General features: G+C 41.8%; 26 protein-coding genes. 3 read left to right on the top strand and 23 right to left on the bottom strand.

Annotated features, from left to right (window positions below; translation table 11 throughout):
• Window positions 1-43 precede the first annotated feature (43 nt).
• The 4 genes from CLV59_RS24395 to dtd form a co-directional block, all read right to left on the bottom strand.
• The gene (locus tag CLV59_RS24395) at window positions 44-964 is read right to left on the bottom strand and encodes a YihY/virulence factor BrkB family protein (protein ID WP_111594715.1); all 921 of its coding nucleotides are present in this window, start codon (window positions 962-964) and stop codon (window positions 44-46) included.
• Window positions 965-1,291 (bottom strand): nucleotide pyrophosphohydrolase, encoded by a 327-nt coding sequence (locus tag CLV59_RS24390; protein ID WP_111594868.1) that lies wholly within the window; start codon window positions 1,289-1,291, stop codon window positions 965-967. It abuts the gene before it with no gap.
• A 157-nt stretch (window positions 1,292-1,448) separates the two neighbouring features.
• A complete protein-coding gene (locus tag CLV59_RS24385) occupies window positions 1,449-1,943 on the bottom strand; it encodes a hypothetical protein (protein WP_111594714.1) in 495 nt (164 codons plus the stop codon).
• Window positions 1,944-2,043: 100 nt separating this feature from the next.
• On the bottom strand, window positions 2,044-2,496 hold the full coding sequence (gene dtd, locus CLV59_RS24380) for a D-aminoacyl-tRNA deacylase (RefSeq protein WP_111594713.1): 453 nt from the start codon (window positions 2,494-2,496) through the stop codon (window positions 2,044-2,046).
• A 114-nt stretch (window positions 2,497-2,610) separates the two neighbouring features.
• Here dtd and arfB point away from each other — a divergent pair, with 114 nt between their 5' ends.
• Both arfB and CLV59_RS24370 read left to right on the top strand, forming a co-directional pair.
• Window positions 2,611-3,012, top strand: coding sequence for an alternative ribosome rescue aminoacyl-tRNA hydrolase ArfB (gene arfB / locus CLV59_RS24375; RefSeq protein WP_111594712.1), 402 nt, complete (start codon window positions 2,611-2,613; stop codon window positions 3,010-3,012).
• Between the two features lie 22 nt (window positions 3,013-3,034).
• Window positions 3,035-4,567: a lipopolysaccharide biosynthesis protein gene (locus tag CLV59_RS24370; protein WP_111594711.1), complete on the top strand. Its 1,533-nt coding sequence runs from the start codon at window positions 3,035-3,037 to the stop codon at window positions 4,565-4,567.
• Window positions 4,568-4,623: 56 nt separating this feature from the next.
• Here the strand turns inward: CLV59_RS24370 and CLV59_RS24365 are convergent, their stop codons facing one another.
• Entirely contained in the window at window positions 4,624-5,262 is a 639-nt protein-coding gene (locus CLV59_RS24365; RefSeq protein ID WP_111594710.1) for an MBL fold metallo-hydrolase, read from the bottom strand.
• Between the two features lie 57 nt (window positions 5,263-5,319).
• Here CLV59_RS24365 and CLV59_RS24360 point away from each other — a divergent pair, with 57 nt between their 5' ends.
• Entirely contained in the window at window positions 5,320-8,754 is a 3,435-nt protein-coding gene (locus tag CLV59_RS24360; protein ID WP_111594709.1) for a TolB-like translocation protein, read from the top strand.
• 134 nt (window positions 8,755-8,888) lie between these two features.
• Here CLV59_RS24360 and CLV59_RS24355 read toward each other — a convergent pair whose 3' ends face one another.
• From CLV59_RS24355 to CLV59_RS24270, 18 genes are all read right to left on the bottom strand, one after another.
• On the bottom strand, window positions 8,889-9,941 hold the full coding sequence (locus CLV59_RS24355) for a hypothetical protein (protein WP_111594708.1): 1,053 nt from the start codon (window positions 9,939-9,941) through the stop codon (window positions 8,889-8,891).
• 33 nt (window positions 9,942-9,974) lie between these two features.
• Window positions 9,975-10,934, bottom strand: coding sequence for a hypothetical protein (locus tag CLV59_RS24350; RefSeq protein ID WP_146616301.1), 960 nt, complete (start codon window positions 10,932-10,934; stop codon window positions 9,975-9,977).
• Window positions 10,935-11,047: 113 nt separating this feature from the next.
• Window positions 11,048-12,079: a hypothetical protein gene (locus CLV59_RS24345; protein ID WP_111594706.1), complete on the bottom strand. Its 1,032-nt coding sequence runs from the start codon at window positions 12,077-12,079 to the stop codon at window positions 11,048-11,050.
• A gap of 17 nt (window positions 12,080-12,096) precedes the next feature.
• The gene (locus CLV59_RS24340; protein WP_146616300.1) at window positions 12,097-13,095 is read right to left on the bottom strand and encodes a hypothetical protein; all 999 of its coding nucleotides are present in this window, start codon (window positions 13,093-13,095) and stop codon (window positions 12,097-12,099) included.
• 18 nt (window positions 13,096-13,113) lie between these two features.
• Entirely contained in the window at window positions 13,114-14,109 is a 996-nt protein-coding gene (locus CLV59_RS24335; RefSeq protein ID WP_146616299.1) for a hypothetical protein, read from the bottom strand.
• Window positions 14,110-14,132: 23 nt separating this feature from the next.
• Window positions 14,133-15,125 (bottom strand): hypothetical protein, encoded by a 993-nt coding sequence (locus CLV59_RS24330; RefSeq protein ID WP_111594703.1) that lies wholly within the window; start codon window positions 15,123-15,125, stop codon window positions 14,133-14,135.
• Between the two features lie 60 nt (window positions 15,126-15,185).
• Entirely contained in the window at window positions 15,186-16,166 is a 981-nt protein-coding gene (locus CLV59_RS24325) for a hypothetical protein (RefSeq protein WP_111594702.1), read from the bottom strand.
• A 43-nt stretch (window positions 16,167-16,209) separates the two neighbouring features.
• Window positions 16,210-17,184: a hypothetical protein gene (locus CLV59_RS24320; protein ID WP_146616298.1), complete on the bottom strand. Its 975-nt coding sequence runs from the start codon at window positions 17,182-17,184 to the stop codon at window positions 16,210-16,212.
• Window positions 17,185-17,253: 69 nt separating this feature from the next.
• A complete protein-coding gene (locus tag CLV59_RS24315) occupies window positions 17,254-17,865 on the bottom strand; it encodes a hypothetical protein (RefSeq protein WP_111594700.1) in 612 nt (203 codons plus the stop codon).
• A 1-nt stretch (window position 17,866) separates the two neighbouring features.
• Window positions 17,867-18,712: a hypothetical protein gene (locus tag CLV59_RS24310; RefSeq protein ID WP_111594699.1), complete on the bottom strand. Its 846-nt coding sequence runs from the start codon at window positions 18,710-18,712 to the stop codon at window positions 17,867-17,869.
• A complete protein-coding gene (locus CLV59_RS24305; RefSeq protein WP_111594698.1) occupies window positions 18,709-19,191 on the bottom strand; it encodes a hypothetical protein in 483 nt (160 codons plus the stop codon). The genes CLV59_RS24310 and CLV59_RS24305 overlap by 4 nt, the downstream gene beginning before the upstream one ends.
• A complete protein-coding gene (locus CLV59_RS24300) occupies window positions 19,191-20,045 on the bottom strand; it encodes a nucleotidyltransferase (RefSeq protein ID WP_111594697.1) in 855 nt (284 codons plus the stop codon). The genes CLV59_RS24305 and CLV59_RS24300 overlap by 1 nt, the downstream gene beginning before the upstream one ends.
• Before the next feature lie 2 nt (window positions 20,046-20,047).
• Window positions 20,048-20,341, bottom strand: coding sequence for a hypothetical protein (locus CLV59_RS24295; protein ID WP_111594696.1), 294 nt, complete (start codon window positions 20,339-20,341; stop codon window positions 20,048-20,050).
• Complete coding sequence (locus CLV59_RS24290; protein WP_111594695.1) at window positions 20,325-20,621, bottom strand: oxidase; 297 nt, start codon at window positions 20,619-20,621, stop codon at window positions 20,325-20,327. Before CLV59_RS24290 ends, CLV59_RS24295 begins: the two co-directional genes overlap by 17 nt.
• A complete protein-coding gene (locus CLV59_RS24285; RefSeq protein WP_111594694.1) occupies window positions 20,618-20,830 on the bottom strand; it encodes a hypothetical protein in 213 nt (70 codons plus the stop codon). Before CLV59_RS24285 ends, CLV59_RS24290 begins: the two co-directional genes overlap by 4 nt.
• The gene (locus tag CLV59_RS24280) at window positions 20,820-21,326 is read right to left on the bottom strand and encodes a hypothetical protein (RefSeq protein ID WP_111594693.1); all 507 of its coding nucleotides are present in this window, start codon (window positions 21,324-21,326) and stop codon (window positions 20,820-20,822) included. The genes CLV59_RS24285 and CLV59_RS24280 overlap by 11 nt, the downstream gene beginning before the upstream one ends.
• The gene (locus CLV59_RS24275) at window positions 21,307-22,221 is read right to left on the bottom strand and encodes a hypothetical protein (protein WP_146616297.1); all 915 of its coding nucleotides are present in this window, start codon (window positions 22,219-22,221) and stop codon (window positions 21,307-21,309) included. Before CLV59_RS24275 ends, CLV59_RS24280 begins: the two co-directional genes overlap by 20 nt.
• Before the next feature lie 91 nt (window positions 22,222-22,312).
• Window positions 22,313-22,855 carry a DUF6046 domain-containing protein gene (locus CLV59_RS24270; RefSeq protein ID WP_111594691.1) on the bottom strand — a complete coding sequence of 181 codons (543 nt, stop codon included), beginning with the start codon at window positions 22,853-22,855 and terminating at the stop codon, window positions 22,313-22,315.
• Between the last annotated feature and the right edge of the window lie 6 nt (window positions 22,856-22,861).

Raw genomic sequence — 22,861 nt, 5'->3', positions numbered from 1 at the left:
TCTATATATAATTAATTACCAATAAATATCAATCATATTATTGCTACTTATTAGTTGTATCGTCTTCCACTTCCCGCATCCAGATGGCGTAATCATTGGGGTATATACGGGAGCCAAAGTATTGTACCCAGACCCGGGTAAAGACAGCGCCAAAATAAAGGATGGCGGCAGAGTAATATACCCAAAGGAGAATAATAACGATGGAGCCGGCGGCCCCATAGGCGGAAGAAATTCTGCTTGCGCCCAGGTAGTAGCCGATAGCAAATTTGCCCAGCATAAACAGGATGGCAGTGGCGATTGCCCCTACCAGTATATCTTTCCAGCGGATGCGGGCATCCGGGAGGACTTTGAAGATAATAGCAAAGAGACACGTGATCACCAGGAAAGTGATGACCAGGTTAGCTACGTATACAGCCAGGTATTCTACTTGCGGGAAAAGGGCCAGCAGTCGATGATTGAGCACCTCCATCAAGCCATTCAGCGCCAGGGATACCAGCAGGATAAAGCCCATACTTATAACCAGGGAGAAAGACAGGAGTCGGTTCAGTAACAATTTGACGATACCGCTTTTCTTGGGTTTGGCTTTCAGTTTCCAGATGAAGTTGATGGAATCCTGGATTTCTGCGAATACGCCCGTAGCGCCAATGACCAACGTCACGCCGCCGACTACAGTCGCCCAACTGACATCATTGGAGAGAGTAGCGTTCTTGATCATGGATTGAATCTGAATAGTAGCGTCGTTACCTACCAATGCACGTATCTGACTATATACGCTACCTTCTATGGATTCCTTACTGAGAAAGAGGTCGCAGAGGAAAATAATGATAATGAGCATAGGCGCGATGGAAAATATGGTATAATAAGATAAAGCCGCACTCAGCTTCAGTACCTTATCATTCATAAATTCGCTACCAGACTGCTTTAGCACCTGCCAGACTATCTTTATTTTACTCTCTTTTTTCATTTATTTTAACTTGGGATTATTCACATGTCGGTGAGCATCCCGGATATTTTTTTTATCAAAGTTCTTTTCCAGGGCTACCGTCATGTCTACCCCGGTTTGATTGGCGATACATAACAGCACCCACATTACATCGGCCAGCTCATCGGCCAGTTCTTTTTTATGATCGCTTTCTTTAGACGACTGATCCCCATATTTTCTGGCCATCACTCTGGCCACTTCCCCCACTTCCTCAGTGAGAATAGCCATATTGGTGAGTTCGCTGAAGTAGCGTACACCAGTGGTGTTGATCCAGTTGTCTATTCTTTCCTGCGCTTCCTTAATCGTCATGTTGGATAAATTGTTAATTCTCCTAAAGATAAGGAAAGCAATAAAAAAATGTTCAGGCAGGAAAAGATTTCCGACCTGAACATTTAAAATCGTATATCCCATACCGTTATACAATACACGGAAGAACTACGATGGGTTATTGGGCATGAAACGAATATTAGTTCAGAATGTTGAAACTCATCACACCATCTACTTTTTCAATTAATGTAGACCCGCTATTGACGTACATGCCCAATACAAACTGTCCGCAGCATGGGCTGTATTTTGTTTTCAGGCTTAGATTATACACTTTATTCTCGCCGTTTATCTTTACCGTCAAAAGCAGTGGCACAGTAGCATCCGTAAAAGGAGCGACTGGATTAATATTAGTATATATAAACCCATTATTATCGTTTGCTGTGGCGGCTTTGATCGCTAGTGGGAGGGTAGTATTACTGAATTTCAGGCTGATATCTGACAGCGCAATGGTTGGCTGAGAGCCAGACACGATATCTTTGCCACTGAACCCGTCTGTAAGGCGGAAGGAGAAGGATTGTGTTCCGGACACGCACAATACAGCACTACAGTCTACTTTTGGAGCATCTTCTTTATCTTTCTTTTTGCAGGAAAGGGCCATCAGGCAACAAGCGGCAAGGAGTAATTTTTTCAACATAACGAGGTTGATTTTGGCAGTGATTTTTTTACAGGCATACAGTCTGCCTGCTACATACCACTGTTAAACGGAGACCTCTGGCGAAAGTTACAGGAAAAGTTTACTCCCTGTTTTGAGAATCAATAATGATGGTAACCGGGCCATCATTGAGGAGTTCCACTTTCATATCGGCCCCAAAAATGCCTCGTTGGATTAAGGTTTCCATATCTTTTTCCAGCTGCAGGATCATTTTTTCATACATAGGGATGGCAAAATCGGGCTTGCTGGCCTTCAGATAGGAAGGACGATTGCCTTTTTTCGTAGAGGCGTGCAAGGTAAACTGGCTTACCAGCAGGATATCTCCATGGGCATCCTTTACAGATACATTCATTACCCCTGCATCATCATTGAATATGCGTAAGTTCACAATTTTACTGCTCAACCACTGAATATCCTCCATGGTATCTGCATCTTCTATTCCCAACAGGACCAGTAATCCCATTTCAATTGCTCCTGTTACTGTTCCGTCTACCGTTACAGAAGCCCTGCTAACGCGTTGTATCACCGCTCTCATGTACATTTCAATTTTGTCCGGGAGGGAAATTAATGGAAATCATTGGTAAATGTTTTAATAACTTGCCCCCGGATAATGTGCTTTCACATTATATATAAATATATTTAATAGATTATGAACATAGATGTAACCCCCGAGATCACATTCCGCACGGCCCGCAGTGGGGGTAAGGGCGGACAAAATGTGAACAAGGTGGAAACGATGGTGGAAGGTTACTTCGATATAAACGCGTCGGGATTGTTAACAGACGCGCAGAAAGGCATCTTACAGGAAAAGCTTTCCAACCGGATTAATGCAGAGGGGATGCTGTTGGTAAAATCTCAGACATCCCGCACCCAGCTGGGGAATAAACAAGAAGTACTGCGAAAAATGAATGAGTTGATAAATAAAGCGCTCATTCCCCGGAAAAAACGTATTGCCACCAAACCCAGTAAGGCCATGGTGGAGAAGCGCATACAGTTCAAAAAGCGGCTTTCCGATAAAAAGCAGCAGCGCAGAGGAGGAAACTTTGAATAAATTTGTATAAAATCTACAGGCATTGAGCATTAAGACACTGGCAGGACAAACGATTTACTACGGCCTCAGCAACATTATCAGCAAACTGCTGAATTATTTACTGACCCCCTTTTATCTGGGCATCATCAGCGCCTCCGCTTTTGGAGAGATGTCCACCGCCTATTCCTATGTTCCTTTTGCCAATATTGTGCTAACCTATGGTATGGAAACCGCTTTCTTTCGTTTTGCGAAGAAAGACAAAGAGCAACAGGTACTCAGTACCTCGATGATCTCTTTGATCTTTTCCACCATTGGCGCCACTATTTTGCTTTTACTCCTTCAAAGCCCGATTACCAATTCCCATTCAGGGGAAATGGCAGGACTCAGCGGACACGCGTCTTTCTACTTCTATATCGTGATGATCATGGCTTTTGATGCCCTGACAGCGATTCCCTATGCACAATTGCGACTCGAAAACCGGCCGCTGCGGTATGCATTTATTCGTATAGCCAATATCGTTACCAACGTCGTTTTCAATATATTCTTCCTGAAAATATGCCCCTTGCTCTACAGCTCCGGTCACCACTGGGTACCGGATGTACTGGGCGGCGGCGGAACTTTGGGATATATCTACCTCAGCAACATGTTGGCCAGCGGCCTGACACTCGTCATGTTCCTGCCACAGATACGCCGGATAAAATGGGAATTCAACGCAGGCCTGTGGAAAGAGATGATTGTATATGCCCTGCCCCTGATTATAGTGGGTATGGCGGGAATGGTAAACGAAACATTTGACCGCGCCTGGTTCCTTCCTACATTCCTGCCTGGCGGAGACGAGGAAAAGAAAAAAGCCCTGATCGGTATTTATAGTGCCAATTACAAACTGGCGATCCTAATAAATATGTTCATTCAGGCCTTCCGTCTTGGAGCGGAGCCTTTCTTTTTCAAACAGGCGGAGTCGGAAAATCCGCAGAAAGTGTATGCCCGCGTGATGAAAATCTTCGTGGTCTTATTATGTTCCATGTTCCTGTTTGTGAGCCTGTACCTGAATATCTGGAAGGCTTTCCTACGTAAACCGGAGTATTATGACGGGTTGAAAATAGTTCCGTTACTGTTGATGGGCTATATATTCCTGGGCATCTACTACAACCTGACCATCTGGTTCAAACTGACTAACAACACCCGCGCTGGCGCCGTTATCACCCTGATTTCCGCCGGCCTGGCCTTTTTACTCAACTGGTGGTGGATTCCGGTAATGGGCTATTTCGGAGCTGCATTGGCCACTATGGTATGTTACCTCGTGCAGATGGTTATCTGTTATGTATGGGGACAAAAGCATTACCCAGTGCCATATCATCTCCCTAAAATCCTTACCTACATGCTCCTGGCGATAGGCATCTTCTATCTCTATACCTGGATCAACAGTACCTTTATCAGCCCTGGACATATTTACGCGCTCAAAGGCTCCTCCCTGGCCCTGTCCACTGTTTTCTTCCTGGGATATCTGTTTTTCATTATCCGTATGGAAAAACGGGAATTTGCCCGCTTTCCCTTCATTGGTAAATATTTTCGCTAATAAAAAAGCCATCCCCGTACTTCGTATAGGGATGGCCGTATAATATAGCTGATCGCTTACTGCAAGAAAGGATTATTCTTTTTCTCCGCGCCAATAAAGGTAGCCGGTCCATGACCACTATATACTTTCACATCATCCGGCAATACAAATAACTGGGTATGAATACTATTCAACAAGGTTTGGTGGTCTCCTCCAGGAAGATCGGTTCTTCCTATACTCTGGTAAAACAACACATCACCCGCAATTACAAATTTCTGGGCTTCACAATAAAATGATACACTTCCGGGAGAATGACCGGGAGTCAGCAGTACTTTCAGGGAATTATCGCCAAAAGTGATGATTTCGCCCTCTTCCAGGTAACGGCCCGGCATAGGGGAAGGATCAAAAGGCAGATTATACATGGCGCCGGCCTGCTGGGAACGGTCCAAAATCGTTTGTTCGTTGGGGTGAATCTCCGGTCTTACCTTGTAAGTATCGGATACCAATTTGTTACCAAAAATGTGGTCCAGGTGACAGTGAGTATTCAATAGCCTCGTAACAATTAGCCCTTGCGTTTGTATATATTGTAATATTTCTTTTCTTTCGTCCTGAAAATAACAACCCGGGTCTATAATTATGCATTCCTTTTTTTCGTTAATAAGCAGGTAGGTATTTTCCTGCAAGGGACTAAAGGTGAAATGGTGAAGTTCGATCATGTTACCCGATTTTTAGCTAATTTGTAAACAGATCACAATATTATCAATACTTTCTGTATGAACAGATTTATTACCAGGTTATTATTCCACGGAGCCCTATTACTTGGAACGATGGTGTCGTTTGCGCAGACAAATACCGTAGAATTCGGCCAGAATCGTGTGCAGTTTAAGAATTTTAAGTGGAGATACTACCAAAGTCGGCACTTCAATACCTATTTCGCCCAAAATGGTATGGAACTCGGGAAATACGTGGTACAAATCGCGGAGAAGGAATTACCCCAGCTGGAACAATTCATGGAAACCACGCCCCGTCAGCGTATCAACATTGTGGTCTATAACAGCTTCGGCGAAATGAAGCAGTCCAACATCGGTATTGGCGTCGACTGGCAAAATACCGGTGGCGTCACCAAACTGGTAGGCAACAAGATGATTGTTTACTTCGACGGTAACCACGAGCATCTCCGCCAACAGATCCGGCAAGGGATTGCCCGCATTATGCTGGAAACATTATTATTTGGGGAAGATATCGGCGAATTTGCCGGTAATGCCGCACTTATCGACTTCCCTAAATGGTTTACTGACGGCTTTATTGCCTACGCCGCAGAAAATTGGACCGCCCAGGAAGATGAGGAACTGAAATCTATCATCCTCTCCGGTAAATATTCCAACTTCAACCAACTGGCCTATGATCATCCCCTGTTGGCCGGACATGCCTTCTGGTACTATGTGGAAGCCAAATACGGCAAAGATGCGGTGCCATACCTCATGTATATCACCCGTATCAACAGAGGACTGAAAAAAGGTTTCGAGCAGGTATTGAACCTGACACCTAAAAAAGCAACACAGGACTTCCTTGTATTCTATCAGAAAAGATACCTGGATGATAATAAACGTCGTAAGACATCTGCCAAAGGCCGCACAATTGTAGCCCAGGAAATCGGTAAATCCGATTACTACCGTTTCAATCCTAATCCCAAAAACAACTCTTATGCCGTTGTGGAGTTCCGCAAAGGCCTCTATAAAGTACAAATTCAACTGGGCTGGAATAAGCCTAAAGTGCTGCTGAAAAGTGGGGTAATGCAACTGGCCAACCAACTGGACCCGAATTATCCACAGATGGCATGGAATCCTAAAGGAAACCGTCTGGCCGTGATTTATGAGCATGAAGGCAAAACAAAACTGATGGTGTACGACCTGGTTACCCGCATCACCCTGCGCCAGGACCTGCCACAGTTCGACCGCGTGATCGACTTCAAATACATGCCGGTAATGGAAAATACCCTGTTACTGTCTGCCGTGAAAAACGGACACACAGATATTTTCACCTATAACATCAGTAATTCCAAAACAGATCAGATCACTAATGATGTGTATGATGACCTCGATCCATCCTACGCAGCATTCCCTGGCAAGAGCGGAATTATCTATTCCTCTAACCGTCCGGGGCCTAAAGGCCGCGGTAGCGATACCTCTCTGCTGAATAACCCGTACAATATCTTCATGGTAGACAACTGGAATAAGAGTGCCGACAGGCAGATTACCCAGCTTACCAATATGAAGGCTGGTAATGCCAAACTGCCGATGCAGTACAACACCATGCATTTTACCTTCGTTTCTGACGCCAACGGTATCCGTAACCGTTATGCGGGTTATTTCCATTCAGAAAATGCAGGTGTGGACTCTCTTTTCTATATCGGATCAGAAATCCTGCATAACCCTGAAAAAGAGGAGCTGGATTCTGCCCTGGCAGCTTATGGCGCCAGCGCGCCTGATTCCGTGGAAGCCGTGACCATCACCAACGACTCTACCTATACTTTCCCTATTTCCAACTATCCATATGGCATCCTGGAATCCAGGATCACCGGCGAAAAAGGAGAGCTCTCAGAAGTAGTGAAATATGGAGATATGAAGCGTCTGATGAAGTTAAAGGTAGACACGACTACACTTGTCAGAAGGAATGTTTCCGCCAGAAATACGCGTTTCCGTCAGGATCAAATGCACCAGGATAGTCTCCGACAAGGACTGCCCACATTCATGGCGCCTCGCAAGGATACCGCCACCAACAATCATCCTAACTTCTTCCAGAATGAATTTGGCGACGAGCCCAAAGACACACTCGTGGCGGAAGTAGCCAAAGCGCCCGTCATTAAGAACGAATATGATGAGGTAACAGGCTTCAAACAACTGAACAAACAGCAGCCTTCCATACTGAAGCAATCTAAACTGCTTCCTTATAAACTGAAATTTGCATCTGATTATCTCATCCTTCAGATAGATAACTCGGTGCTGATTAACAGATATCAGATCTTCACCGGCCCTCCGGGAAATAATCCTATCCGACTGACAGATCCGGTAAACGGATTAATTCGTATAGGCGTAAGCGATCTGTTTGAAGATGTTAAATTCAATGGTGGTTTCCGTATTCCGTCCAGCTTACAGGGATCTGAATACTTCTTCTCTACCTCTTACCTGAAAAAACGCTTCGATTACAAATTCACTTACTACAGGAAGTTAGACAGAAGCGGTGGTTTCAACTATACAGATGATCAGAACCAGCAACAGTTCCTGCCTACTAAACTGGTTACCAATCTCTATCAGGGAGAAATGCGCTATCCATTTGACCAGGTGAGGAGCATTCGCTTGCAGGTAGGTATACGTACAGACAAACTGGTGCTGACCGCCAAGGATAAACCAAGTCTGAATGCGAAAGATTTCAAAGAAACCTACGCACTTGGCCGACTGGAATATGTATACGATAATACCATTAACCCAGCTATCAATATCTGGAATGGTACCCGTTACAAAGTGTATATGGATCTTAACTCACAGCTGACCAATGGCGGTCTGAATGAGTTGTTCAATCCGGATGCCCCGGCTGCAAACGGTCGCTTTACCTATAACTGGGGAGTAGATATCCGTCACTATGAGAAGATCTACCGCAACTTCATCTGGGCTACCAGATTCGCGATGGATATGTCATGGGGTACCCGTAAAATGATTTACTACCTGGGTGGTATCGATAACTGGTTGAATCCGCAAATCAATGGAAATACGCCAGTAAATACCAATGTGAACTATGCATATCAGACATTGGCAGGAAACCTCCGCGGTTACAAACAGAATCAGAAGAATGGTAACAACGTGATGTTGCTGAATACAGAGCTGCGCTTACCAGTATTTGCCACCTTCATTGATAAGCCTATCAACTCAGCCTTCCTGCGTAACTTCCAGCTGCTTAGCTTCATGGATATTGGTACGGCATGGAATGGAAAGCTGGTATTTAAAGACTCCAACTACGGTAACTATGTTGATAATTCAGGCGTAGTAACCCGTGTGAAAGAAGGCTTCCTCGGACCATTTATTGCGGGTTATGGCTTCGGTGCAAGAACCACGATCGCCGGCTACTTCCTGCGTACAGATGCAGGCTGGCCAATGACAGGATTCTTTAAAGGAGGACCCATCTGGTACTTTGGAATGGGAGTAGATTTCTAATCATACCTAATTATATCATACTAAAGCCTACTCCTGGTGAGCAGGCTTTTTTTATGGGAACAGGAGAGGTATAATACAGGTAAAACCAGACGTCCGAGGGATTAAAACGAGACGTCCGGATACTACGAAATGCTTTATGGCATGGGTTCAGAGGGGTCTTTAAGGATTACTTCGATGGTATTCCAGGTGGAATCGTTTGGCAAACTAAATTTCCCAGTAAAAGTTTTGGTTTGATAAAACACGTTGTTAATGTAGATGTCCGCAGTCAAGGTCCGAGTGCTGTATTTTGAGGGGTTATTCCAGATCATTGCATATTCCCCCGTTTGCGTTTTTACAAATGGAATTGTCCAGAACTCAATACTATTTCCATAGCCAAAGGTAGTAACAGAAATATCTTTAGTTTTTCCAGGCCATACATATTCTCTAAGAAGCCCGAGCATAAAATTGTTGGTTTCGCTCCTCATAATCAATTTTTTCATTGAAGAGCTACTTGCTTGTATTAACCCTAAATAGAGATCATAACCTCCTGTTAATTCGTCTACTACAATAGTTTGGGTATCTCCGGGAAGTACTGTCCTACTAAGTTCTACATAGGGGGAAATTTCTGTCCGTGGCTTATAAAGAGAAATGCCAATCGCCTTATCAGGGAAAGAATTAATGTTATCAATTTTCAAGGTGAAAGGCGGTCTACCAAAAGCAAATAACATCCCCGATTCTCCGGTAAGTGCCATTGAGTTGATTGTACCATCGCTACTTACTACTTCCATAGCCACAGGCCCCCAATCCATATCACGAAAATATTTAAATCTTAATATATGCGGATGAATATGCATCATTTCAATAACTTCATTCGGCGAGGGGTTATGCTCCATAGGATTGGGGACCATGCAATACTTTCTAGTTAAGGGATCAATAGACAATAGGCTATCAGAACGTGAGCTACTAGTTAATACTGGTGCTTTAAGAGCTGCGGACATGTAATTTTTCAAAGCAGCGTCATTAGCAAGTGCATTAGAGCCGGCATGGAGCATATCTGAGTCATCAGATATACAGTGAATCCAGCTACTACCTAAAGCCAGTGAATCCTTTACTAACAGCCTGTTCACCACAGTAATGTTTTGGCAATAAATTGGTGTTATGAATAATTTCAATAGGAAAAGGCTGAATATAAAAATTATCTTCATCATGTGAAACCAGAATTATTTTGAGATTTAAGTAAGTTAAATGTTGTCCAGAACTAGTTTGAACCTCCTCCATGTAGAATCAGTAGGATACTGAATAACTGTTCCTATAGGTTTTGGAACATCCATCTCTTCAAACAATACATCGTTCTTGTATAGTCGATAATGCATGTATTCTAAACTGTACTCCTCCAGAAGGTATCCTTCATAAGGATACCATACATAGGCATTAAAGTTCAAACGGGCATAGGGAAGATATCTAAAAAAAATAGTGGTAGAATCCCCTGGTGCAACTGTGATATCTTCGTAGGAGTCGAGGTATAGCCAATAACTCTTTGTATTATTAACGATAGTTACTTCTTTCGCTACCGAATCACGGAGGGCAGTTCCAAATTTCGGGAGATTCTCAAATGATATATATACTTGTTCACATAGTTTATTCGCAGTATAGTGGAGTGTATCTCCATAATAACATATCTGATAAAAATTAAAATAGTTTCTGCCCTCGAGCATATAAATTCTGTCCGGCCGTGTATTAATACAGAAAAAAGAAATATTGAAAGGAGGGGATCCATAACCGTACACGCGGGTTAATGCATTTCCTCCACAACGTGTTTTTGTAATCACTCCATCGCTGCTTATGATTGTAACATCCAGAGAATCTACGAACTCAGAAACTGGCATTTCGCTGTAAGATGTAATATTTAATTCCAGCATCTGACGCTTGGCCAACAACTCCATTGAAATATCTTTCAATAACAGAGCAGGAGATAGTTCCAGCACTCCTGTTATCGGATTGCGTGAAAGTATACTATCTCTTTGCTGGTTACTGCCCACAGGAATTAATCCTACGAGGTTGTCAATAAAATTACGGATGGCTCCTCCTGTAGATAGTGTACTGTTACTTGCTTTACTCAGTTGATTGTCTTTATTAATTGTATTAATCTGTCGATCCTTCAACGTCAAAGATTCCTTCACCACTACTCGGTCTGAGCTCAAATTACTTTGAGAGTAAGTATTCGACAAGTTACACAACAGACCCAAAAACAAAATCGACATATTTCTAATGAACTGTATTTGTATCATTATTATTATTTCTATTTAAAAGTATCCTATCTATCCTCCAGCACTATTTCAATTTTAGCAGTTGGGTCTTTAATGGGGATAGGCATATTACTATGCAAATCCTCTTGGATAGTATTAGTAAGAATTCCATTTTCATAAATCTGATATCTGATTTGGTGTCTAATTCGACCTACAACGATCATTATTCCTGTTTTTGACACAGACACCCCATTCACAGTAAAATATAGATTTGAACTGTACCAATGTTCATAACAAAGATCTTCACCCGGCAATACTTTGTTAACGCCTCCAGGAACTTCCATGTTAATCATAGAAGATGTCCTGTTCCTTACAGTCATTGATATTGACTTGTAATTCTTTAGGGAATCTAAAAGCGAGATTAGCACCTCAATTGGTTCATTAAGATGCTTTTGCTCAAAATGGATAGTGTCATTATATCGGCCAATAAACAGATTCATTACATTAAAACTATTGGGAACAAAGCCACCTCTTACCTCCAGCTGTATTATTTTACCAGGATATTTATTGACCAGGTCGATGGCCACTTTAAATGGTGGAATTCCTTTTGCATAGTTCCAATCAGGATAGCCACCATTAAAGGATACTACACTTTCTATGCCATCACTGCTGGTACATTTTACATAAATAGTATCTTCCAGAATTGCCCCGCCATTGCCAGGAGGAAGCATAGATACTTTTAACCAGGGATTTCGAAAGAGTATCGAATCCTGTTTAATCAAAAGCTTTCTTAATACTTTAGTAATTGCAGGCTTTCCGGTTACCGGATCAATTGTAAGAGCGCTATCTCTTGGTGGCCCGGGAACCGGGCTTAAAGGGCTATTACGCACCGTATTCAGAATATAGCTTTTCCATGCGCCATCCGTTGAAATTGTACCTTCACTGGTCCCTTGCATGGTACTATCGGATTTTATCTCTCTGATCCAACGTCCGCCAATACTCATGGAATCCTTTACCAATAAGCGGTTCACTGTGGCATTACTCTGGGCTGATGCTGCAGAAGAGAGCAACATCAGGAAAACAAACAATCGTGTTAACATGGGTAAGAGGTTAAATTTTAGGGTTGGATGTCTTCTAATATGATTTCATAATCTTCCCAGGTAGGATCGATTTCAAAGTACCAGGAATTCATGTAATCTAAAAAATCCTTTGTTAGGTATAATTCTCCATTTCGATAAACCGTATATCTTACAGGAGCAGTTATTCTATTCGACATCATATATTGTCCATTAGTAGCAGTATAAATGGAACCTGCTAACAAATAGATGCCCTTATATCCTGCCTGTTCCAACCAAATATTTCGTTGAGAGACCTCCTGCCCTGGCATCAATACTACAGGACCATAATTCTCTTTTTGAATAGTAATCGTTTGTGTAGCAGAATGATTCTTTATTTTTTCATTGACATAATAGATCTGGTTTTCAGGATAAGTTCTTAACCATGACTCAATACCGATCGTTAAATATCCTCTGAGCCGATCAGCTGTTATAAATGCGGTATCTCCGGGTTTAATAAACATGCTATTATCATATGAACGATAATAGTTATCCGTAGTAGTTTCAGCCGTCGATACATGGATTGACAATACAGAGTCAGAAGTTTTATTATTAATAGTAGCGTATAAAGAAAAGGGTGGCTTGCCATACACACAGAAAACCTCATAAGGGTGAGCTCCAGAAACGTAATAAGTGGATTTTATACCGTCACTACTTAAAAAATTCAGGTTAAAATTAATCAAAGGAGTCATCCTATCTCCTGTCCAGAAACGCACGGCAACTTCAAGTACGCTTGGACCTGTTACCATTTTGGCAACATCGCCAGGAGAAATGCTACCACCACCAAGCATTGACTTATCAATATACTTCTTCAGTGCCGCATCGGTCGAAATACTGTTATTACTGGCATTTTGCAGGGTACTGTCATTATTGATCTGCCTGATCCATTTTCCATTTAAGGACAAGGAATCTTTTACCAGTAAACGATTCGCGACAATATTATTTTGAGCCGATGCAATTGAAGACATCAATAGCAGGGAAACAAACAATCGAGTTAACATGTATTATAGATTAAGTTTTTACGGTTGGATATCCTCCAAAATAACTTCATAGTCTTCCCAGGTAGCATCGATCACTATAGGTAAATAAGCGCTCCCATCTATATATGCAGGTATATCTTTAGTGGCATATAACACTCCGTTACGGAATACTGAACATCTTACAGCTGCTGAATTCGGCATATAGGCAATATATTCCCCATTACTCCCTGTATGAAAGGAAATAGCGCGAATGCTGTAGGAATAGGAGCCAGTTGGATTCAAACATAAACTACGTTGCGAAAGTTCCTGTCCTGGCATTAATACTTTGGCATTAAGTCCATCCATAGACATATGAAGCATTTGAGTGGCGGAACGATTCTTTATCCTTTCATTCACGTAGGTCAGATGAGTTTCAGGCGTTGTTTGGAACGGCGCCCCGATTTCAATACTCAATTTCCCTCTTAACTTGTCTGCAACGATAAATGCCGAATCTCCCGGTTTAATGAGCAAATAATTTCCATAGCCACCAAATGTGACAACAGAACGTTCGCTAATGCGTAGGCTTAAAGACATCACAGATGATGCATTTTTATTTCTAACCTCTGCATATAAAGAAAATGGAGGTTTCCCATATACCGAGAAAACGTCATTGGGACGGCTTCCCGAAAAACTAATGGTGGATTTAATACTATCACTGCTCAAAAAACTTAGATTAAAAGGAATCAGCCATTCCGTCGCCAGAAACGATACGTTAACTTCAAGTACATTTGGATTCATCATCATTTTTGCAATATCAAGAGAGGAAACATTACCTCCACCAGTCGTCGCATGATCTATATACTTCATAAGCGCAGCATCTGTTGAAATACTCTTTTCACTAACGTCTTTTAAAGTACTATCATTATTTATCTGCCAGACCCAGTTTCCATTTAAGCACATAGAATCTTTTATCAGCAAACGGCTTCCAGAAATAACACTCTGAGCTGATGCTATTGATGGCAGTATTATCAGGAAAACAAACAATCGTGTCAACATGAAAAATAGATTAATATTTAGGGTTAAATGTCTTCTACAATAATTTCACAATCTGTCCAGGTGGCATCTAATGGAATGGAAAAGTTGTCATCCATGAATGCAGACAGGTCCTTTGTTGATTTAAGTACCCCATTGCGATATACTTTACACCTAAGTGCCTTAGAATTAGGATATGATGCTAAGTATTCACCGCCAGGAGCTTTAAAAAACGTTGCAGCTGAAATATTGTATGAACCATACCCAGAGCGGATCTGCAATAGGTGGCGCTGAGATATTTCCTGCCCTGGCATTAAAGCCAAAGTACCACTATTAGGTTTTGATACATAAATGGATTGAGTAGAGGAACGATTGGTAATTTTCTCGTTTATATAAATTAAACTATTATCAAGACTTGTTCTTACTCCAGCTTTAACATAGATTAAAACATTACCTCTTAATTGATCTGCTGTTATTATAGCTGTATCACCAGGTTTAAATAATACATAATTGGCATAGTTCTGAAACGCCCCCGTAGAAGTAGGTCGTTCTTGTGAAGCAACGGAAACTGATAATGTCGAGTCGGAAGTTGCGTTGGGGATAGCAGCATATAGAGAAAAAGGAGGCTTCCCATATACAGTAAAATAATCAATTGAATATTTCCCATAAACATTACATGTAGACTTTATTCCATCACTACTTAGGAAATTCAAGGTAAAATTGAGGGATGGGGCGACTCTTGCCTTGGTCCACAAACTCACTTTCACTTCAAGTACATCCGGATTCTTCATCATTTTTGAAAGCTCCGTGGTCGAAATACCACCTCCCGCCACCCGATCTATATACTTCTTCAGTACTGCGTCCGAGGAAATAGTCTGTACACTGTTAGTTTCTGGTGCGCTATCCGTATTGAAACGATTAATCCATTTCCCATTTAGAGACAAGGAATCTTTTATTACAACACGATTCGCGGTTACAGTGGTTTGCGCTACGCCCCATAAGGGCAATAGCACTACCACCCAAAGAAGAAAAATTTTCATGTTATTGAATATGGTTTTGGAGTTAATTAAGGTTTCTAAGAATAGGTTTAACAAAATGATCTACGCATCTTCCAGAATAATTTCATATTCTTTCCAAGAAGCATCAATGGAAACACTCGCATAGTCATTACTAAATGCAGACAAAATTCCATTCCAAACTAGTGCTCCATTTTTGTACACTTTTAATCTTACATCTGAATAAATCAATCCTGATAAGTAGCAGTCTCCATATTTGGCCGTACGAACGGCTGAACATCGAATAGTAAAATCATTGGGATCTTGTAAGTAGTGTAGTTCATTATCTACCTTACCAGGATATACGTACCTTCCAACAGAACTACCGACGTTTAAATCGATTACATGATCCTTCGAAAGATTCTTGATAATTGCTCTTGCGGCAAAAAAATTCTGGTTACTCAAGGGTAGAAAAGCATTTACAGAAATATTGACGGTTCCTCTCAAATCGGATAAATTCAGCCGCATTGTATCACCAGGCATGCTATTAGAATCATAGATATAATACCTTTGCATTTTATTACGCGCGTCTACATGTAAGCCAATCATTGAATCAAGCGTGTTATTCCTAATTTCTGTATGCAATGAGAATGGCGGTTTTCCATAGGCATATAATATTGCCAATGGAAAATCATTTGATACATCATAAATCGTTTTAACGCCATCACTACTTTCAATATTTAAAGTAATTTTGTTAGATGAGTCAACTATTGCCTTGTAGCCATACTCAAATGTGACCTCTAAACACGATGGATTCAGGTGTGCTTCTATCAATTCCTCATGCGACATCCCTCCTCCCGACGCCACCTTATCTATATACTTCTTTAACGCCCCATCCGTTGAAACGCTCTGTTCACCAGCCGTTCTCAGCGTACTATCATTATTGATACGTTTAATCCATTTACCATCAAGGGCCAAGGAATCTTTAATAACAACGCGATTCGCAGTTACAGTGGTTTGCGCTACGCCCAATATGGGCAATATCACAACCACCCAAAGAAGAATATTTCTAATATATCTATACATGATTTTTGTATTACGAAAGTTGTGAAAGGTTTAGTAGATTTTTTTAGACATCCTCCAAAACAATCTCATAATCCGTCCAGGAAGAATCCATTGGTACCTCCACCACTTTACGAATCATTTTTGGCAAAGTCTCTTCTCTCAATAACGCTCCATTCTTGTAAATTTTGAGTCGCAATTCCGAATTCGGCACATCAAACACAAAGTAGTCTCCATTCTTGGTGGTATAACTGTAATAAGCTTCAATATAAATGGTGTTTTGATTTGGTTGTGTCCAATAGTATATCTGACTCTCCTCTTTTCCCGGCAGGGTAAATATCCTGGTGGAACCATTTCTGCCAATACCCAATACTTGATTTTTAGAATGATTGCGAAATGTTTCTTTAATTGGTTGAAAATAAAATTCATCTTCAAGCTTATAAGTTCCAATACTTATATCTACTTGTCCTTTTAGGTCGGTAACATGAAGTTTTACCGTATCTCCAGACAGCGCCGCTGACTCCTTTATATTATATTGCATTAATCTGTTGCTTGCAGACATATAGAAATACAGTACAGAGTCAATAGTAGTATTCTTCACCTCCATATCCATTTTGAAAGGTGGTGCACCATATGCATAGAATATTTCCCATGGGTAATATCCAGATATATCATAATCCGTTTTAATACCATCACTGCTCTCTATATGGATGGTAAACTTCTCAGATGTGTCCGTAATCGGTCTTGAGGAATATTGGAACCGAACCTCCAAACAATTGGGATTTATCAACATATTCACCAGCTCCTCCCGCGACATTCCTCCTCCCGACGCCACCTTATCTATATACTTCTTTAACGCCCCATCCGTTGAAAGGCTCTGTTCTCCGGCAGTCTTCAGTGTACTATCATTATTAATACGCTTGATCCATTTACCATCAAGCGACAAGGAGTCTTTAATTACAATGCGATTAGTACTGATATTGCTCTGCCCAAAAAGCAGCGGGGTATACAAACACAGTAACAACAAAAGAATTTTATTCATTTGGGGTAATTGGGGTAAAAGTTGGACGATGCCGGCATTTCCGGCACCATACCAAAGGATGAACGGATGTTATCTTTTATAGTATCTTATCTGCACACTTCCTGCAATACCACTGAAGTATACGTCCTTATCAGTAGAGGCGGCAAAAAGATCAAGGGAAATAACGTTTCCTGCATTTCCTGATAATGGAAGCGCATCCAGTATGTCATTTCCGCCGGAAACCGTTCCTATACTCAGACTGATATCCGCTGTAGGAATTACTACAATTTTCTCCAGCAAATCACCTAATCTCAATACATACCGCCCATTAGTAGTGAACGTTTGCTCCTCAATGGTATTGTTTCCGATCTTGGAAGCCAGCTTGAAGACTGCAGCACTTGTGGCAAGGGTATCATTCTGATTCAAATCAATGGCATCAGAAATATTATTGGGGATATTACTCAAACCGACTTGCGCCTTAGTTACTGCATGTGGATTGGCCTTGTCTCCCAAATGCGACTGCAACTGCTCATAATCCGCCTTCGCGTTCAGCAATGTGCGTAATCCACTGACATTGTTGATATCAATGACATCTTCCAATTTGTGGAAGAAACTATCTATCAGATCCCAGAACTGTTGCTGGGTAGGGTAATCGCCGGTTTCGAACCAGCTTTTAAGTTTATTTCTATCCTGGATTGGCATATTAATATAAGATTATTGCGTAGTCAAACATGAGATAAACGTAGTTCCTCGCCATTTTCCTGATCAGGAGTTTGAAATTTACAGGAGTTAAGTCGCGCACCATCCAGATTACATCATTATCATTGTTAAAGTCCTGGGAATAACTCCGGAGAGATCCTGCCACCAGATAAGCGCCACTAACAATGCCACCGGCAATATTAATATTAGTAATAGCATCATCACCAGTACTATTAATAGATCCTGTAATATCTACTGTCGCTGTTCTTACGATTTTGGAAGCCTTCGCAGTTGCCCTGGTGGTCGCAAGTACATTGCTATCATTCAAAGTCGGATCATCAGAAACAGCATTAGGAAGATTTCCCAAACCTACTTGTTGCTTCGTTACGCCATGCGGGTTACTCTTATTGGCAGCATGCAGCGCATAATTACTGTTCAGCGTAGTCAGATTATTATTCAGCTCCGTCAGATTACTTTGCAGAGCGCCAATGGTGGAAAGGCGAAACAGATCCGTAATAGGCCGGCCGCCACTACCGAACCTGGCATACCTGGTAAAATAAACAGTACGGGAGACACCATCTTCAAAGATTTCATTGTTTTTGTCATCTACTACGATGAATGTACTCTGCTTAGGGCCTCCTACAAAAGGTAGTAATTCTCCATCCAGCACTATCCAGCCGTCCGAAAAAGAAGTACCATTATCCTCCATACCCGAAACGATTACGTTGTTGCCGCAAACTTTTGCCATGCCGGAAATAGCATCTCTGTAGGAAGACTGCATATACAACAGTAAATCCTGTGTAAGCGGGAATCCGCCAAGGTTGCCGAAATCCACTCTTTTATTACTCATGTCAATTGAATTTTATAGTCTTTACTAGCTAATTTGTAACTGTCAATAAATGCCCTCATCTCATCTTCCGCATACCTCAATCCGGACGGTAACAATACCAGGAAATCCACCGTTACACTATTGGTTTCTGTTCTCAGATATAGGTTCAATGGCCGATTGTCAGATCTCCGGTATAACATCAACGGCTTATTCTCATTCCGCTGGTAGATGAAAAGCACTTCTTTCAACAGTACATCGGCAATACGTATACGTCGTTCAACGTAATCATACCGGTCATTAATCGCTTTCTCCAGAAAACATACCTGCGGCGTTATACTGATACGATACAGATTGTTTCTCCTGTTGGCTTTAAAATCATTATATAACAACTGTACAGGATATACCAGGGCATTCAGCCAGGCCTGCATACGACTCTTTCTCAAGCCCGGAGGCAGCAATAACGCTACCAGTCGGCGATAATCGATTTCAAAAATCTTCATTATATAATGCTGGTTTGGGCGATGAAATTTATACTCAAATCATCCTTTTCATTGAAGATGCGTACATAGCCAGCATCCGGCTGATACAACAAATCAATGGATTTATAAGGTAGATTGCCATAACGGGCCTCGGCGCCGATGATCTGTGGAATAACTACGCCATCCACTTTCTGCAGCGCATCCGTAAGATAGGCCAGGACCAAAGATCCATTGAATGGGAGAGAGGTCAGATACTCTCTGATAGCCTGCTGTACCGGCTCTGAATCAGTACCATCCAAGCGGGAGCCATTACTACCCAATACAAGCGGGTTATAATACACATCTAACCGCAACCGAAGGTCATCGCCCTTATCAGAGCTGACAATGAGTCTTACGCCTGCATCCTTTACCGTATTCATATACTTGGTGAAAGCTGTCAACTGATCCGGCGTCAGCATTTCCAGATCTCCTTTTTTTGTGGCAGCTTTTACCCGCAAAGACATAACGCCTCTGCTATCCGGCTGTTCCACTATCGCACAGAAATGCACAATCTTACTGGCTTCAATCTGATCGTTCTGAATACCTGTATTATCGTAGGTATCACTTTCCGCAGGGAGATTAAATCCGTACTGAAACCGTTTTGCCTTTTCGGCATACCATTTCAGGCTATGCGGTTTCATTTTGGAAATCAAATCCGACACCTCCTGCTTGTGCAGGTCAAACAACTGATCCAGTGTCCACTGACAGAATGCAGTAACGTAAATGAATAAACGAAATATGGATGTTTTGCTGATACTATTCAGTAGCTTCAGTTCAGGAGTACTATTAACCTTGTCTACAATCAGTGACTGTATCTGTTCTATTGTTCTTGCCATTGTTAACTAATCTTGAAGTCTATACCAATGCCCATGTACCCAATGCCGCCACGGGTGGCAACAGTGCTTTGCAGCGTAAGAGAGGTACCTGGAAAAATTTGCTGATGCTGATAATAGGAGATGATGCTCTTATTGATAGGGACTACATTGGTTGTTTGTAATGTTGCTCCACCGGTAAGCTCATCTGTGATGCTGATATCATTCGCCTGCGCCATCAGAAAAATGGCATCTGCGGCGCCTGATTCCCGCAATATGATATCAAACAAACACTGGTGGGGTTTAACTGTTACTGCCATAATGTGCATCTATTTTAAGATTGCCGGTATCATCCAGGCTGATCTCATTAATAATCATTCCATCCTTTTCAAACTCCATCTTAATTTCACCCAACAAAACACCAGCATCATCGTCTTTCAGGAATCCCATAATACCAACGCCAATTGCAGGATGCTCCCGCCAATCTCCTTTATTACTAATCAGCAGTAGTTGTTGATGTTGAGATAAACTTTCGCCTAACGCCAGATCTCCGTTATCAAAAGTGAGATCGTAGTTACTGTCCAATAATATATCCGTCATGATATGGTATAGTTAAAGGTTCCTGCTACTGGCCCATTAGGAGCCGTCAGCCCAGCACTGTATATAATGCTGACCTGTTTTATTTCTTCGACGATCGCCTGTGCCAGTTTGGTCGCTATTCTGTCCATGGCAGCGGAAGCATCCTGCTCTTCCTTTTCTTCATTAAAGGCATCGCGGATCTTATTTTTCAGTCGGGACTCATTCAGCATCTTTCAATAATTTTTCTACCCTGTTCTTAATTTGTTCGAAAGTGGTACGATTGACCAGGTTAACAGTAGGGCCGCTCTGCGTAGTAAATCGCATATTCATAATGCCATCCAGGAGATCGTCCATAATTTTCCTTAAGGTTTCGTCATCCTTTTTCAACAGGTACCCTTTGCTATCCATTTTCATCACGGTCTTATCGATACAGTACAGTACCTGGCTCACTTCATCTACCGCAACAACTATAAATTCATCACTGTTCTCAATTCGGGCTATTTGTACTACGCTGTCTTTAACCGGCACCAGGATTACTTTCCCACCGCCTTTCACCACGCTTTTCAATCGCGCATCCGGAATCTCCAAACCACTGTCCAGCAATACTTTGATGGTATTATCCTCTTCATTGAATTCGCCTGCTTTAGCGGGAAGAATGGTTAACGGACCAAATCTGGAAGAAAAACTGGCCATCGCCTGGGCGATATCATTTATTTGTTTTGACATCTGTACTTAGTTTTGCACCTATTGTTACTGACCTTCTTGCACCTTCCTTACCATAGCTTACTTCCGTTGCCTGCACATAGTAGTTGCCGTTTTTTTCCGTATGTTTCAAGTCTTCAAAAGAGGCCCTGAAACCAGGTATACAGTAGGGAGACAAAAAACACTCTATCTTTCCTTCATACCCGCCATAGTTAAGTGTATAGGCATGTTTCTCGGCAATTTTCTCCAGGGATTTCTGATCAGAAACGCTGGGTACTTTCAGCAACTCTTCCTTAGCGTCTTTCTGTTGTGTATTCCCCACTTTCCCCGATACTTTTTCGCCATTGTTTTTATCGCTTAAAAAACGTACAACAACCTTATCACTACCGCCATTCTTTAGTTTAAGCTCATCTGCTTTTATCACGTTGAAGCCTAAACGATATTTCACGTTTGCTTCCCGATTCAGGTATAGCAGGTTGGCACTCAGTTCATCGCCATGGAAGAAGAATTCAAGCTTGTAGTAATTTTTCAGCAGTAGTAAAACTTCTGTCCCAGACTTATCATTCACCGCCAGTCTATCGATAGATACATCCGGGATCTCACCCAGTTTGATATCGGTAGGAGAGGTGATATCCTGTAATACCGACTTAAGGGTAGTTTTCGTATATACTTTAGTGATATTACGCCCACTTCGCAGCTGATAAGCATACCCTTCACATTCTATTTCCACCGGAGAAGTATGATTCACTTTGGTAACGAATCCTTTAAATTCTTCCTTTAGTTCACCATTATATCCCAGTTGAATACTGACAGCGTCGCCCTGCTTGAAAAGCAATGCGGTATCTGCTTTATTCTGTACCAGGAGATTCCCATTCATTACCTTTGCGGCATCCGGCATTTTGAAAACGGCCTTGTCCACAAAATCAAAAATGCTCCTGTTTATCTTTACAGATATTGGTTTGATAGACTTGTATCTCCCTATATTTATCTCGCTTGTTAACCTGAACATATTAAGACAACTCTAAAGTGTAAACGTCATCGCTTTCCAGTGTCATTTCATACGGTCTTGCGTTTTGCGCGCCGCTGCTGGGTTTGAGCAGTTTAAAATCTGTCAGTACCACTGTATGATCACCTTTTAGAAAAATATCTGAAATCACACTACGTATGATCAACCTGGCTTCTGGGTCAAACAGTTTTTCGAGTTCGGCAATTTCCGTTTCGGGAAATATATTGTTATCGTTGACGGCGATGCCTTTGATGGTAATCTGAAAATCATCTCTGCCCACTATCTCTTTTACTGTTCCCAGCTGTTCCGGAAGTGTTGTGTGAACAATCGTTTTCTTACAGGTAATCTCCATGGTGGCGAATGGCAGCAGATATCCGTTTAAGGTAATCGGCAGAAAGAATTCTCTTCCGTAGATATCCTGTTGATTGTACGGTTGTCCTAATCTGCTGAAACGCTCTTCTGGTCTGGCTACTGCAATACTGTATTTCGTTGGAGGATCAGTACCGAATACGTCCTTGTATATCTTTTTTAAATCAAAATAGGCCATCGTTTA

Origin of the sequence: Chitinophaga dinghuensis, assembly GCF_003259435.1 — a bacterium.
GTDB lineage: Bacteria > Bacteroidota > Bacteroidia > Chitinophagales > Chitinophagaceae > Chitinophaga > Chitinophaga dinghuensis.
Note: the sequence above shows the minus strand (reverse complement) of the source record. Positions and strands in the feature narration are given on the sequence as shown.

Coding starts and splice junctions, on each gene's coding strand:
- CLV59_RS24345 (WP_111594706.1), bottom strand. CDS start 12,079: ATGTTAACACGATTGTTTGTTTTCCTGATGTTGCTCTCTTCTGCAGCA.
- CLV59_RS24310 (WP_111594699.1), bottom strand. CDS start 18,712: ATGAGTAATAAAAGAGTGGATTTCGGCAACCTTGGCGGATTCCCGCTT.
- CLV59_RS24355 (WP_111594708.1), bottom strand. CDS start 9,941: ATGATGAAGATAATTTTTATATTCAGCCTTTTCCTATTGAAATTATTC.
- CLV59_RS24320 (WP_146616298.1), bottom strand. CDS start 17,184: ATGAATAAAATTCTTTTGTTGTTACTGTGTTTGTATACCCCGCTGCTT.
- CLV59_RS24315 (WP_111594700.1), bottom strand. CDS start 17,865: ATGCCAATCCAGGATAGAAATAAACTTAAAAGCTGGTTCGAAACCGGC.
- CLV59_RS24295 (WP_111594696.1), bottom strand. CDS start 20,341: ATGGCAGTAACAGTTAAACCCCACCAGTGTTTGTTTGATATCATATTG.
- CLV59_RS24365 (WP_111594710.1), bottom strand. CDS start 5,262: ATGATCGAACTTCACCATTTCACCTTTAGTCCCTTGCAGGAAAATACC.
- CLV59_RS24360 (WP_111594709.1), top strand. CDS start 5,320: ATGAACAGATTTATTACCAGGTTATTATTCCACGGAGCCCTATTACTT.
- CLV59_RS24385 (WP_111594714.1), bottom strand. CDS start 1,943: ATGTTGAAAAAATTACTCCTTGCCGCTTGTTGCCTGATGGCCCTTTCC.
- CLV59_RS24325 (WP_111594702.1), bottom strand. CDS start 16,166: ATGTATAGATATATTAGAAATATTCTTCTTTGGGTGGTTGTGATATTG.
- CLV59_RS24305 (WP_111594698.1), bottom strand. CDS start 19,191: ATGAAGATTTTTGAAATCGATTATCGCCGACTGGTAGCGTTATTGCTG.
- CLV59_RS24270 (WP_111594691.1), bottom strand. CDS start 22,855: ATGGCCTATTTTGATTTAAAAAAGATATACAAGGACGTATTCGGTACT.
- CLV59_RS24280 (WP_111594693.1), bottom strand. CDS start 21,326: ATGTCAAAACAAATAAATGATATCGCCCAGGCGATGGCCAGTTTTTCT.
- CLV59_RS24330 (WP_111594703.1), bottom strand. CDS start 15,125: ATGAAAATTTTTCTTCTTTGGGTGGTAGTGCTATTGCCCTTATGGGGC.
- CLV59_RS24300 (WP_111594697.1), bottom strand. CDS start 20,045: ATGGCAAGAACAATAGAACAGATACAGTCACTGATTGTAGACAAGGTT.
- CLV59_RS24290 (WP_111594695.1), bottom strand. CDS start 20,621: ATGACGGATATATTATTGGACAGTAACTACGATCTCACTTTTGATAAC.
- CLV59_RS24285 (WP_111594694.1), bottom strand. CDS start 20,830: ATGCTGAATGAGTCCCGACTGAAAAATAAGATCCGCGATGCCTTTAAT.
- CLV59_RS24335 (WP_146616299.1), bottom strand. CDS start 14,109: ATGTTGACACGATTGTTTGTTTTCCTGATAATACTGCCATCAATAGCA.
- CLV59_RS24390 (WP_111594868.1), bottom strand. CDS start 1,291: ATGACGATTAAGGAAGCGCAGGAAAGAATAGACAACTGGATCAACACC.
- dtd (WP_111594713.1), bottom strand. CDS start 2,496: ATGAGAGCGGTGATACAACGCGTTAGCAGGGCTTCTGTAACGGTAGAC.
- arfB (WP_111594712.1), top strand. CDS start 2,611: ATGAACATAGATGTAACCCCCGAGATCACATTCCGCACGGCCCGCAGT.
- CLV59_RS24395 (WP_111594715.1), bottom strand. CDS start 964: ATGAAAAAAGAGAGTAAAATAAAGATAGTCTGGCAGGTGCTAAAGCAG.
- CLV59_RS24340 (WP_146616300.1), bottom strand. CDS start 13,095: ATGTTAACTCGATTGTTTGTTTCCCTGCTATTGATGTCTTCAATTGCA.